Below are 12,081 nucleotides of genomic sequence, written 5' to 3'. Positions count from 1 at the left end.
GTCCACCGGCCGCCCTCCCGTCGGCCCGCCCGTTTCCGCTGCGCCTCCGACCTGTCGGGAAACGCCGGAGCATGTCAAGATCAGCGCAGCTCGACACGCCACCTGACCTGGAAGAACGCAACTCAGAGGCCGCACCGCTCCACTCACCCGGAGGTACCCATGAAGATGCTGATCAACGTCGCCGAGACCGTGGTCGCCGATGCGCTGCGCGGGATGGCCGCGGCGCACCCCGAACTGGTGGTGGACGCCGAGAACCGGGTGATCGTACGGCGGGACGCGCCGGTGGAGGGGAAGGTGGCGCTGCTGTCCGGGGGCGGCAGCGGGCACGAACCGCTGCACGGGGGGTTCGTCGGGCCCGGCATGCTGGACGCCGCCTGTCCGGGCGAGGTCTTCACCTCGCCGGTGCCCGATCAGATGGTGCGCGCCGCCGCGGCCGTGGACAGCGGCAACGGGGTGCTGTTCGTCGTCAAGAACTACACCGGCGACGTGCTCAACTTCCAGATGGCGGCGGAGCTGGCGGAGGACGAGGGTGTGCAGGTGGCCAGCGTGCTCGTCAACGACGACGTCGCGGTGACCGACTCGACGTTCACGGCCGGGCGGCGGGGCACCGGGGCAACGCTCTTCGTGGAGAAGATCGCCGGTGCCGCGGCGGAGGAGGGCATGCCCCTGGAGCGGGTGGAGGCCCTGGCCCGGCAGGTGGTGGAGTCGTCGCGCAGCTTCGGGGTGGCGCTGAGCGCCTGTACGACCCCGGCGAAGGGCAGCCCGACCTTCGATCTCCCGGCCGGAGAGCTGGAGTTGGGCGTCGGCATCCACGGTGAGCCGGGGCGCGAGCGTCGCGCGATGATGACCTCGCGCGAGATCGCGGACTTCACCGTGGACGCGCTCCTGGAGGACCTCGATCCGCGGCTGCCGGTGCTGGTGCTGGTCAACGGCATGGGGTCGACCCCGCTGCTGGAGCTGTACGGATTCAACGCCGAAGTGCGCCGGGTGCTCGACGAGCGGGGGGTGGCCGTGGCCCGCACGCTCGTGGGGAACTACGTGACGTCGCTGGACATGGCGGGCTGCTCGGTGACGCTGTGCCAGGTGGACGGGGAACTGCTGCGGCTGTGGGACGCCCCGGTGCAGACGCCCGCGCTCCGCTGGGGGCGGTGAGACCGCAGCCGTGTCCGTAGGGGGTCGCCGCCCGCTCCAGCGGCCGTACGACTCCGCTTTCTTCGCTCAGTCCCGAACAACCAAGGAGAGTAGTCCGTGTCCGAAACGGTGCTGGATGCCGCGTTCTTCGTACGCTGGATGACGGCGGCCGCCGCCGTCATCGACCGGGAGGCCGACCGGCTCACCGAGCTCGACTCCCCCATCGGTGACGCCGACCACGGAAGGAACATGCAGCGCGGCTTCGCGGCCGTGGTCAAGACGCTGGAGGCCGAGCCGCCGGCGACCCCCGGCGCGGCGCTGACCGCCGCCGGGCGGCAGTTGATCTCCAGTGTGGGCGGGGCGTCCGGGCCGCTGTACGGCACGCTGCTGCGGCGGGCCGGCAAGGTGCTGGGCGACGCGCCGCAGGTGTCGGTCGAGGAGCTGCGGTCGGGGCTGGCCGCCGGGGTCGACGCGGTGGGGCAGCTCGGCGGGTCGGCGCCGGGCGACAAGACGATGCTCGACGCGCTGGTGCCGGGCGTCACGGCGCTGTCGGCGTCGTTCGCCGCGGCGGCCGAGGCGGCCGAGCAGGGGGCGCTGGCGACCGTGCCGCTGCAGGCCAGGAAGGGCAGGGCGAGCTACCTCGGGGAGCGCAGCATCGGGCACCAGGACCCGGGGGCGACCTCCTCGGCGCTGCTGTTCGCGACCCTCGCGGAGGTGGCCAAGTGAGCGCGGAGACGACGGGCGGCGCGGCCGGCGGCCAGGGCGCGCCGGTCGGAGTGGTGCTGGTGTCGCACAGCGGCCCGGTCGCGGAGTCCGTGGCGGCGATGGCGGCCGGGCTGGCCGGCGGCGGCGACACGGCACCGGTGGCCGCCGCGGGCGGTACCCCGGACGGCGGGCTGGGCACCAGCGCGGAGCTGATCGTCAAGGCGGCGCGGACGGTCGACCGCGGCGCGGGCGTGGCGATCCTGGTCGACCTGGGCAGCGCCGTGCTGACGGTGAAGTCCCTGGTCGCCGAGGGCGACGAACTTCCCGCGGGCGCCCGGCTGGTGGACGCGCCGTTCGTCGAGGGCGCGGTGGCGGCCGTGGTCACCGCGTCCTCCGGCGCGGATCTGGACGCGGTCGCGGCGGCGGCCGGGGAGGCGTACGGCTACCGCAAGGAGTGAGCCCGGCGCGCGAACGGCCGCCTGCTCGCCCCGCGTTCAGGGCTTGCGGGCCACGCCCGCGTAGCAGGCGGCCTCCGCGTCGGTGACATGGGTGGCGTCCTCGGGGCGGTCGGGGCGCCACTGGTGGGAGAGGGTGACGCCCGGCTCCAGCAGCTCCCAGCCGTCGAAGAAGCGCAGGAAGGCGGCGCGGGAGCGGAACTGGAGCCGGGTGCCCGCGTCGCCGTAGATCTTGATGATCTCGCCCATCGCCCCGGGGCTGAAGTCCGGCGTCGCATGGCTCATCGCGAGCGTGCTGCCGCTGGGGAGCGCGGCCTTGAGCGTCTCGACGATGGCGTGGGCGCGGTCCTGGCCGTCGTCGGGGACGAAGTGCATCAGGGCGTTGAGGCTGAGCGCGACCGGGCGGGTCAGGTCGAGGGTGGCGAGGAGCTGGGGCGCGGTGAGGATGCCGGCCGGGTCGGTAACGTCGGCCTGGACGTACGCGGTGCGGCCCTCGGGGGTGCTGAGCAGCAGGGCCGCGGCGTGCGCGAGGACGATCGGGTCGTTGTCGGTGTAGACGACCCGGGCGTCGGCGGCGACGCCCTGGGCGACGTCGTGGAGGTTCGGCGGGGTGGGGATGCCGGTGCCGATGTCGAGGAACTGCCGCAGGCCGGACGCGGCGACGACGCGGGTGGCGCGGTGCATGAACTCGCGGTTGATGCGGGCGGCGACCAGCGCGGCGGGGAAGACCCCCAGCACCTCGCCGGCGGCCATCCGGTCGGCCAGGAAGTTGGTCTTGCCGCCCAGGAAGTAGTCGTAGATCCGGGACGAGTGGGCCCGGTCCAGCTGGAGGTCCACCACGGATCCGTGCTCGCTCATCGTCTGCTGCCTCCCCAGTACGGCCGGCGGCTCCCTGCCGCTCCGGCGCGCCTCCCCGGCGTACGGTAACGCCCCCTCATGACCCGCGCACTCCGGGCGGCGCGCCAATCGCCGCCGTGCGCCCGGCCGTTGGAGCACTGCCCCGTACGCCCCGGATCATGCCGGGGCGCGCACGTGGAGGTTTCCGGCGCCCGGACCGGCCGGCGCACCCCGGTTGGCACGTGCCACGGTCACGCGTAGTCATATGAATACGCAGCGGCATATTTTTGCCCGCCCGATGCCACAAAAGGGCCCGCTTTCCGGTTCATTGGAGGGTGAGGGCAACCCGTCCTCCCGCGGCCGGCGGTGCTTCGGCGCCCGGCTCGGTGCACGGCGAAACGGAACGAGGACTGCTCGTGAGCGCAGACCGGGACCGATTGCTACCGGCGTGCGCCCCGGCGCATGTCCATACGGCGGAGTTAGCCGCGCTCCCCCGCTGTTCGCTCCCGGCCCTCACGCCGGATCCGGCCGACCGGCAGCTCTCGATCACCTTCGAGGCGTTCCTGGCGACACATGCGCGCAAGTGGCTGACGTACGCCTATCTGCACACCGGCAGCGAGGCGGCGGCGCGCGAGGTGACCCGGGCGGCGTACGGGCAGCTGGGCCGGCTGTGGCCGCACGCGCTACGGCAGGCGTCGGTGGAGGCGTACGCCTGGTCGGTCCTCAAGGAGAGCGTCGTGGAGTGGCTCTACGACCACCACCAGCCCACCGCGCTCACCGAGACCGCCGCCTTCGCCGTCGTGACCCATGCGCTGCTGCGCGAGTGCCAGCAGCAGTTCGCCATGCTGGAGAGCCAGTTGGGGCTGTACGCGGCCATCACCCGGCTGCCGGAGCGGCAGTGCGATGTCATCGTGCTGCGTCATGTCATCGGGTACAGCGACGCGCAGATCGGCTCCCTGCTCGGCGTCGACGAAGTCACCGTCCGCTCCTACGCAAGCCGCGGCAAGCGCAAGCTCGCTGCCGCGCTCGGTATCGATCAGGGATATTCCAGGGGGAACTGACCATGTCGCACATCCTTCCCACGGGCCGCAGGGAGACCGTCGAGACGCTGCTCAGCGCCGCCGCGGCGGTGTCCGGCATCGACGATCTCGCGGGGTTCCGCGACCTCGACACGGCAGGCGTGCCCGGCGGCCTCGGGGCCCCCGCCCTGGCGGGGGGCGCGGCGCAGGGCCGGACAATGGCGGGGCGGGCGGTCCGGGCGGGCCGTGGCGCGCCCAGCCCCTACCCCAGCGCCCGCGACGAGGCCACCCACGAACTCCAGCTGGCCTGTGCGCTGGTCGTCAACGCGGCGGCGGCCGCGGCGAGCCTGGAACGGCTGGTGGACGAGCACCACATCGACCCCGAGGGCGCGCTGGTCTTCGCCTGTCTGCTGCACATCACCGGACGCCATGACGCGGCCCACTTCTGGTGGCACTTCGGCGCCGGGGCCGGCAGCCGGACCGCCGCCTACTGCCTCTACCTCTCCCACCGCCGCAACGGCGAGTACCGCGACGCCGCCTACTGGCGCGAGCAGGCCGCGCACGCGCCCGACGAGGAGCACCGGTCGGCGGCCGCCTTCGACGAGAAGCAGCTGCTGCCGGACGCGGCCCGCCACAACCTGCTCGTCCAGTGGCACAGCGGGCTCGCCCCGACCCTGCCGAGCGCCCTGGAGAACGTGATCAACCGGCTCGTGGTGGACGGCGACGACGAGGACTTCGGCGAGATCCCCCGCCCCTCCCCCACGCTCGTCCGCGACCTCGGCCGGGCCGAGTAGCGAGGGCCCGCACCGGCGGGCCCGGCCGCCCGGCCGCCGTTGTCACATGTCGTCCTTGTCCTCCGACGGGTCCTCCGCCACGGGCGGCCACGCCGGGCGGCTGGCGTCGGGGACCGTGGCCAGCGCATGGCCGACGGTGGGGTAGCAGGAGAAGACACTCAGGGACTGGGTGCCGACCAGCAGCCGCAGCATCCGTACGCCGAGCGAGGCCAGCAGCAGCCTGCCCTCCAGGCGCCGGCACAGCCACTCCAGGGCGAGCAGGCAGCTCAGCCCGCGTGAGTCGCAGAAGCGCAGCGCGGTCAGGTCGAGCACCAGGAAGCGGTGGCCGGCCGACACCACGGACCGCGCCTCGGCGAGGAACGCCTGCTCGGTGCGGAGGTCCAGGTCCCCGCTGACGCGCAGGACCGCGCACTCCTCCGCCTGCACGATCGCAGTGACCGCCAACGACCGCATCTCCGAGCTCATGCCGTCCAGACTAAGCGCCGCCGTCTCCGGCACCACCGCTGCGGCCCGCCGGCGCACAACGGACCACCCCGGGCAACCGGGCCCACAGGGGCCGCGCGGGCCCGCTGACGGGGCCGGACGGGCACCCGTTCGTGCAGGTGGCCAAGGTGACAGCGCACCGGAGCGGGCAGAAACGGTCACGTTTTCCCCCGTCGCGGGCAGGCATCCGCACCGTTGCGGTTGCTATAAACCTGATACGGGCGGAAACGGGCAGCCCCGTGACCGAACGGAAGCCGGAAACCGTAAGAATTCGGGCAGGAGTGAGCTATGAGGGCCGAGGAACGCCAGCACCGCATCCTCGCGCTCGCCCGGCGGTCCGGCCGGGTCGAGGTCGCCGATGCCGCGGAGGAGTTCGGGGTCGCCCGCGAGACCGTACGGCGCGATCTGAGCGAGCTGGAGCGCCGGGGGCTGATCCGGCGGACGCACGGCGCGGCGTATCCGGTCGAGAGCGCCGGGTTCGAGACCACGCTGGCCCGGCGGGAGACCCAGCAGGTGGAGGAGAAACGCCGGATCGCGGCGGCCGCCGTGTCGCTGGTGGGCGAGGCCGAGACGGTGTTCGTCGACGAGGGCTACACCCCCGAGCTGGTCGCCACGCTGCTGCCCGCCGACCGCCCGCTGACCGTGATCACCGCGTCGCTGCGCACCGCGTCGCTCGTCGCGGCGTCCGAGTCCACCACCGTCCTGCTGGCCGGTGGGCGGGTGCGCTCGGGGACCCAGGCGACGGTCGGGTCCTGGGCACGGGACATGCTCTCCCGCTTCGTGATCGACCTGGCCTTCCTGGGGGCGAACGGCATCTCCCGGGAGTACGGCCTGACCACCCCGGATCCGGCGGTCGCCGAGGTGAAGGAGCAGGCCGTGCGCTCCTCGCGGCGGCGGGTGCTGGTCGGGGTGCACAGCAAGTTCGGCGCCGGCAGCTTCTGCCGGTTCGCCGAGGTGCGTGACTTCGACGTGATCGTCACCGACGCGGGGCTGTCCGCGCCGGAGGCACATCGCTACTCGCTCCTGGGGCCGCAGGTGCTCCGGGTCTGACCGGGGCGGGGCCGCCCGGACCACCGGCCCCGCAGCCCGGACCCCCATCCCCCGTCCCCCACACCGACCGCCGACGGCCGCCCCGGCCGCCGGACGGCTCCCCGGCGTGCCCGCACACCGGTGTCGTACGCCTCGGAGTCGCCCGCCGGTACGGCTCCGCCGGACGTCCCCCGTCCCCGTCCCATGTCCCCCTCCCCCACTCCCCGTCCCCCCGAAAGGTACGAGCCGTGAGAGCAAGACCCCCCGGACCAGGCCGCGGCGGCCGCTCCCTAGGGCTGACCGCCCTCGCCGCCGCCCTGGCGCTGACCACCGCCGGCTGCTACCGCGGCGCCGGCGACGCGGGCAACGACAGCCGTCACACCCTCAACGTCCTGATGGTCAACAACCCGCAGATGGTGGACCTGCAGCGGCTCACCGCCGAGCACTTCACCAAGGAGACCGGCATCAAGGTCCACTTCACCGTGCTGCCGGAGGACGACCTGCGCGACAAGATGAGCCAGGACTTCTCCAGCCAGGCCGGGCAGTACGACGTGGCCAGCGTCAGCAACTACGAGACGCCCATCTACGCCCGCAACGGCTGGCTCAGCCCCCTCGGTGAACGGGCCGCGAAGGACCGTACCTTCGACCAGGGCGACATCCTGCCGCCGGTCCGCTCCTCCCTCACCGCCGCCGACGGCAAGGTCTACGCGGAGCCGTTCTACGGCGAGTCGTCCTTCCTGATGTACCGCAAGGACCTCCTCAAGGCCGCCGGGCTGAAGATGCCCGCCCGGCCCACCTGGCACCAGGTCGCCGGCCTCGCCGCCAAGCTGGACGGCTCCCGCAAGGGCCTGAAGGGCATCTGCCTGCGCGGCCAGCCCGGCTGGGGCCAGCTGGCGGCCCCGCTGACCACCGTCGTCAACACCTTCGGCGGCACCTGGTTCGACAAGGACTGGCGGCAGCAGGTCGACAGCCCCGCCTTCACCGAGGCCACCAAGTTCTACGTCGACCTGGTGCGCCGGCACGGCCAGGCGGGCGCCCCGCAGGCCGGCTACACCGAGTGCCTCAACGACATGCAGCAGGGCAAGGTCGCCATGTGGTACGACGCCACGGCCGGCGCCGGGTCGCTGGAGAGCGGCGGCTCCAAGGTGGCCGGCAAGGTCGGCTACGCGCCGGCGCCGGTGGAACGGACCCGTGCGGCGGGCTGGCTGTTCACCTGGGCCTGGGGCGTGCAGAAGGCCAGTACCCACCAGGACGCGGCCTGGCGGTTCGTGCGCTGGGCCTCGGGCAAGGGCTACGAGCGGCTGGTCGGCCGCGAGCTGGGCTGGTCACGGGTGCCCGGCGGCAAGCGGGCCTCCCTCTACCGCAACCCGGAGTACGCCAAGGAGGCCGGGGCGTTCGCCGTCCCGACCGAGCGGGCGATCAACTCGGCGCGGCCCCGCGACCCCGGCGTACAGCCGCGCCCGGCCCCCGGGATCCAGTTCGTCGGCATCCCCGAGTTCGCCGACCTGGGGACCAAGGTCTCGACCGAGATCAGCGCGGCCATCGCCGGCAAGCAGAGCGTGCCGGAGGCCCTGAAGAAGAGCCGGCGACTGGCGCAGGAGGTGTCCGATGCCTACGCACACCACTGAGCCGGCCCCGGCGGCCGACGCGGCCCTCGTGCCCGCTCCCCGCGGTCCGAACGTCCGCGCCCGTCGCACCGGGCGGGCGAAGGACTGGGCCCGCCGTGCACCCCTCCTCCCCGCGCTGGTCTTCCTCGTCGTCGTCACCCAACTCCCGTTCCTGGCCACCGTGGTGATCTCCTTCACCCGCTGGAACGCGCTGGCCCCCGACAACCGCGGCTTCGCCGCCCTCGACAACTACCGCGCCGTCTTCACCGACCCGGCGATGCGGGCGTCGGTGGGCACGACGGTGCTGCTGACCGTGACCGTGGTGCTGGTCAGCCTGCTGCTCGGGCTCGGTCTGGCGCTGCTGCTGGACCGCGGCTTCCGCGGGCGGGGCATCGTCCGCACCCTGCTCATCACGCCGTTCCTCATCGTGCCGGTCGCCTCCGCGCTGCTGTGGAAGCACGCGCTGTACAACGCCTCGTACGGGCTGCTCAACGGCTCGCTGACCTGGATATGGCGGCTGTTCGGCAGCGAGCATCCGCCGCAGCCGGACTGGATGACCGACTCGCCGCTGGCCGCGGTGGAGATGTCGCTGATCTGGCAGTGGACACCGTTCATGATGCTGATCCTGCTGGCCGGGCTGCAGAGCCGGGCGTCGGACGCCGTCGAGGCGGCCCGGATGGACGGCGCCTCGGCCTGGGACATCTTCCGCTACCTGACCCTGCCGCATCTGCGCCGCTACCTCGAACTGGCCGCGCTGCTGGGCACGGTGTACGTGGTGCAGAACTTCGACGCGGTGTTCACCATCACGTCCGGCGGCCTGGGCACCGCCAACCTTCCGTACACCATCTACCAGACCGTCTACCAGTCCCACGACTACGGACGGGCGTCCGCGCAGGGCGTGGTGGTGGTGCTGTGTTCGCTGCTGGTGGCGACCTTCGCACTGCGCACCGTGTCGTCCCTGCTGCGCGAGGAGGTCACGTCATGACCACCCTGTCCACGGTTCGCGGACGCGCCGGGTCCCCCGCCGCCCGGCGCCGGCGGCGCACCGGCAGCCTGCTGGGCCTGGCGGCCTGGCTGTGCGGCATCGCCTTCTTCCTGCCCGTCGCCTGGATGGTGCTGACGTCCTTCCACAGCGAGACGGACGCGGCGACCAACCCGCCGAGCGTCGGGGCCGGGCTCAGCCTGCACGGCTACCGCGAGTTCTTCGGGGCGACGGGTAGCGGCGTCAGCCCCTGGCCCCCGCTGGTCAACTCGCTGACCGCCTCCGTCGTCTCCACCCTGCTGGTGCTGCTGCTGGCGGTGCCCGCCGCCTACGCGCTGGCCATCAAACCGGTGCGCAAGTGGAGCGACGTCCTCTTCTTCTTCCTGTCGACGAAGATGCTGCCGCTGGTGGCCGGGCTGCTGCCGGTCTACCTCGTCGCGCAGAACACCGGGATGCTCGACAGCATCTGGCTGCTGGTCATCCTCTACACCTCGATGAACCTGCCGATCGCGGTGTGGATGATGCGCTCGTTCCTCGCCGAGGTCCCGGTGGAGATGCTGGAGGCCGCCTCCATCGACGGGGCGGGGCTGGCCACCACCCTGACCCGGATCGTCGCGCCGGTCGCCATGCCGGGGATCGCGGCGACGGCCCTGATCTCCTTCATCTTCAGCTGGAACGAGCTGCTGTTCGCCCGGGTCCTGACCGGTGTCGTGGCCGGCACCTCGCCGGTGTTCCTGACCGGGCTCGTGACCAGCCAGGGCCTGTTCCTGGCCAAGGTGTGCGCCGCCGCCACCGTCATCTCCCTCCCGGTGCTCATCGCCGGGTTCGCCGCCCAGGACAAACTGGTCCAGGGCCTGTCGCTTGGAGCCGTGAAATGAAAGCCGCAGTGATCAGCGCGCCCGGCAAGGTCGAGGTCGCCACCGTCGCGGACCCGACGCCCGGCCCCCGCGAGGTCGTGGTGTCCGTCGCCGCCTGCGGGCTGTGCGGTACCGATCTGCACATCCTCCAGGGGGAGTTCGCCCCGACGCTGCCCGTCGTGCCGGGCCATGAGTTCGCCGGCACCGTCGTGGCGAGGGGCGGCGAGGTCACCGAACTCGCCGAGGGCGACCGGGTGGCGGTCGACCCCTCCCTCTACTGCCACGAGTGCCACTACTGCCGCATCGGCCGCAACAACCTCTGTGAGCGCTGGGCCGCCATCGGGGTGACCACGGCGGGCGGCGCCGCCGAGTTCGCCGTCGCCCCGGTCGCGAACTGCGTCAAGCTGCCCGACCACGTCCGGACCGAGGACGCCGCCCTCATCGAGCCGCTCTCCTGCGCCGTGCGCGGCTACGACATCCTGCGCTCCCAGCAGTTGGGCACCCACGTCCTGATCTACGGCTCGGGCACGATGGGCCTGATGATGCTCGAACTCGCCAAGCGCACCGGCGCGGCCGGCGTCGACGTCGTCGACATCAACCCCGCCCGGCTCGCCACCGCCCGCACCCTGGGCTGCAGCAACGCGGCCGGTTCCGCCGACGAGCTGGACCGCCCGCGCGGCTGGGACGTGGTCATCGACGCCACCGGCAACGAACGCGCCATCCAGGACGCCCTGGGGCGGGTCGGCAAGGGCGGCACCTTCCTCCAGTTCGGCGTCGCCGACTACGCCGCGCGCGCCACCATCGAGCCCTACCGGATCTACAACCAGGAGATCACCATCACCGGCTCGATGGCCGTGCTGCACAGCTACGAACGGGCCGCCGAGCTGTTCGCGGCCGGTGCCCTGGACCCGGAGGTCTTCATCAGCGACCGCCTGCCGCTGGACCGCTATGCCGAGGCGCTGTCCCGCTTCCGGGCGGGCGAGGGGAGGAAGATCCAGGTACGGCCGTGAGCCGGCGCCCGCTGAGCGCCGGGCCGACCGCCCGGCGCGCGGGGGCGAGTTCGCCGTGCAGGAGCGCCGTGCCGAGCGGTGTGAGGGCGTGGATGACCGAGCCTCCGTCGCGCCGGCTGCGGGCGAGGCTGGCCTCGCGCAGGGCGCTCACGTGCTCGCTGGCCGAGGGCGCCGAGACCCGTAAGCGGCGGGCCAGTTCACCGGTGGTGGCGGGGGCGTCGAGCGCGGCGAGGATCCGGGCCCGGGTGCGGCCGAGGAGGACGGACAGCGCCTGCGGATGACAGTCGCGGGTGGCGGCCGGCGCCCAGTCCGCGGGGTGCTGGACGGGATAGACCAGGACCGGCGGGAGGCCGGGGTCCGCCAGGGCGATGGGTCTGCGCCAGCAGAAGTGGGAGGGGATCAGCCGCAGTCCGCGTCCGTTCAGGCGCAGGTCGCGCTCGCGCGGGTAGTCGACGTGCAGCACCGGCGGCTCCCAGCGGAGCGCGGGCCGGAAGGTGTGGAGCAGGGCGTCGACGCCGCCGCGGCAGAGCATGCGGGTACGGCTGCCGCGGTCGCAGTCGACCGTGGCGGCCGCCCCCGTCCAGTCGGGGGCGACCACCGCGCGGTACACCTCCTGGAAGGCGTCGGCGAGCGCGTCGAGGGGCTCGCGGCTCCCCGCGGCCAGCGCGCCGGTCCAGCGCGGGAGCCGGGCCGGGAGCCCCGCCCGGGCCGATTCCGCGGTCAGCCGCACCCGGGGGGTGTCCCGCAGCGCCTCCAGGCCCGCGGCCAGCCCGTCGCGGGCCGCGTCGGGGGTGAGGAAGTCCGGGAAGTAGCGGGCGTCTGGCGGGGCCAGCACGCTGATCAGCCGGGCGGCGCGGGTCAGGCCCCGCTCGTCGAGTTCGCGGCGGGCCCGGGCCCGCCAGGCCCCGTACACCGGCGCCCCGTGTCCCGGCGGCACCAGGTGGTGCATGGCCAGCACCGTTTCCCACAGTGGGTCCGGCTCGGCGGCGATCTGTACCCGCGCGACATCCCGGTCGTCGAAGTGAATGCGCAACATGCGGCCCCCGCGGCATGCTCATGACCCCGTTGCCAGGGCCCCCCGTTCGGGGCCCGTCACCCGGCCCCGCGGCAAGCCTGCCCGGCGTCAAGGGAGGTGTCCAGGGCGGCTTGTGGCCTTCGGTGTGCGCGGGTGG

Annotated in this window: 13 protein-coding genes; 10 read left to right on the top strand and 3 right to left on the bottom strand. The window is 73.2% G+C overall.

Annotated elements, in window-relative coordinates; all coding sequences use genetic code 11:
• Positions 1-159 precede the first annotated feature (159 nt).
• From dhaK to K7396_RS30845, 3 genes are all read left to right on the top strand, one after another.
• Positions 160-1,152 (top strand): dihydroxyacetone kinase subunit DhaK, encoded by a 993-nt coding sequence (gene dhaK, locus K7396_RS30855; protein WP_086715595.1) that lies wholly within the window; start codon positions 160-162, stop codon positions 1,150-1,152.
• Between the two features lie 108 nt (positions 1,153-1,260).
• Complete coding sequence (dhaL, locus tag K7396_RS30850) at positions 1,261-1,857, top strand: dihydroxyacetone kinase subunit DhaL (RefSeq protein WP_086715610.1); 597 nt, start codon at positions 1,261-1,263, stop codon at positions 1,855-1,857.
• A complete protein-coding gene (locus K7396_RS30845; RefSeq protein WP_086715597.1) occupies positions 1,854-2,294 on the top strand; it encodes a PTS-dependent dihydroxyacetone kinase phosphotransferase subunit DhaM in 441 nt (146 codons plus the stop codon). The genes dhaL and K7396_RS30845 overlap by 4 nt, the downstream gene beginning before the upstream one ends.
• A gap of 36 nt (positions 2,295-2,330) precedes the next feature.
• Here the strand turns inward: K7396_RS30845 and K7396_RS30840 are convergent, their stop codons facing one another.
• On the bottom strand, positions 2,331-3,149 hold the full coding sequence (locus tag K7396_RS30840; RefSeq protein ID WP_086715599.1) for an SAM-dependent methyltransferase: 819 nt from the start codon (positions 3,147-3,149) through the stop codon (positions 2,331-2,333).
• Between the two features lie 395 nt (positions 3,150-3,544).
• Here K7396_RS30840 and K7396_RS30835 point away from each other — a divergent pair, with 395 nt between their 5' ends.
• Both K7396_RS30835 and K7396_RS30830 read left to right on the top strand, forming a co-directional pair.
• Positions 3,545-4,189, top strand: a complete 645-nt coding sequence (locus K7396_RS30835) for an RNA polymerase sigma factor (protein WP_223660255.1) — start codon at positions 3,545-3,547, stop codon at positions 4,187-4,189.
• A gap of 2 nt (positions 4,190-4,191) precedes the next feature.
• Positions 4,192-4,941, top strand: a complete 750-nt coding sequence (locus K7396_RS30830) for a hypothetical protein (protein ID WP_086715604.1) — start codon at positions 4,192-4,194, stop codon at positions 4,939-4,941.
• 42 nt (positions 4,942-4,983) lie between these two features.
• On the opposite strand, the gene K7396_RS30825 is transcribed toward K7396_RS30830, so the two are convergent.
• Complete coding sequence (locus K7396_RS30825; RefSeq protein WP_223660254.1) at positions 4,984-5,406, bottom strand: STAS domain-containing protein; 423 nt, start codon at positions 5,404-5,406, stop codon at positions 4,984-4,986.
• Positions 5,407-5,712: 306 nt separating this feature from the next.
• Here K7396_RS30825 and K7396_RS30820 point away from each other — a divergent pair, with 306 nt between their 5' ends.
• From K7396_RS30820 to K7396_RS30800, 5 genes are all read left to right on the top strand, one after another.
• Positions 5,713-6,474: a DeoR/GlpR family DNA-binding transcription regulator gene (locus tag K7396_RS30820; RefSeq protein ID WP_086715608.1), complete on the top strand. Its 762-nt coding sequence runs from the start codon at positions 5,713-5,715 to the stop codon at positions 6,472-6,474.
• Positions 6,475-6,701: 227 nt separating this feature from the next.
• On the top strand, positions 6,702-8,081 hold the full coding sequence (locus tag K7396_RS30815; protein WP_152105058.1) for an ABC transporter substrate-binding protein: 1,380 nt from the start codon (positions 6,702-6,704) through the stop codon (positions 8,079-8,081).
• Positions 8,062-9,045, top strand: coding sequence for a carbohydrate ABC transporter permease (locus tag K7396_RS30810; RefSeq protein WP_223660253.1), 984 nt, complete (start codon positions 8,062-8,064; stop codon positions 9,043-9,045). The genes K7396_RS30815 and K7396_RS30810 overlap by 20 nt, the downstream gene beginning before the upstream one ends.
• Entirely contained in the window at positions 9,042-9,920 is an 879-nt protein-coding gene (locus tag K7396_RS30805; RefSeq protein WP_086720701.1) for a carbohydrate ABC transporter permease, read from the top strand. Before K7396_RS30810 ends, K7396_RS30805 begins: the two co-directional genes overlap by 4 nt.
• On the top strand, positions 9,917-10,909 hold the full coding sequence (locus tag K7396_RS30800) for a zinc-dependent alcohol dehydrogenase family protein (protein WP_086720702.1): 993 nt from the start codon (positions 9,917-9,919) through the stop codon (positions 10,907-10,909). The genes K7396_RS30805 and K7396_RS30800 overlap by 4 nt, the downstream gene beginning before the upstream one ends.
• On the opposite strand, the gene K7396_RS30795 is transcribed toward K7396_RS30800, so the two are convergent.
• Positions 10,821-11,945 carry a helix-turn-helix domain-containing protein gene (locus K7396_RS30795; RefSeq protein WP_152105059.1) on the bottom strand — a complete coding sequence of 375 codons (1,125 nt, stop codon included), beginning with the start codon at positions 11,943-11,945 and terminating at the stop codon, positions 10,821-10,823. The two genes, K7396_RS30800 and K7396_RS30795, sit on opposite strands and share 89 nt — an antisense overlap.
• Between the last annotated feature and the right edge of the window lie 136 nt (positions 11,946-12,081).

Origin of the sequence: Streptomyces angustmyceticus (assembly GCF_019933235.1) — a bacterium.
GTDB lineage: Bacteria > Actinomycetota > Actinomycetes > Streptomycetales > Streptomycetaceae > Streptomyces > Streptomyces angustmyceticus.
This window is presented reverse-complemented; position numbering and strand designations above follow the sequence as displayed.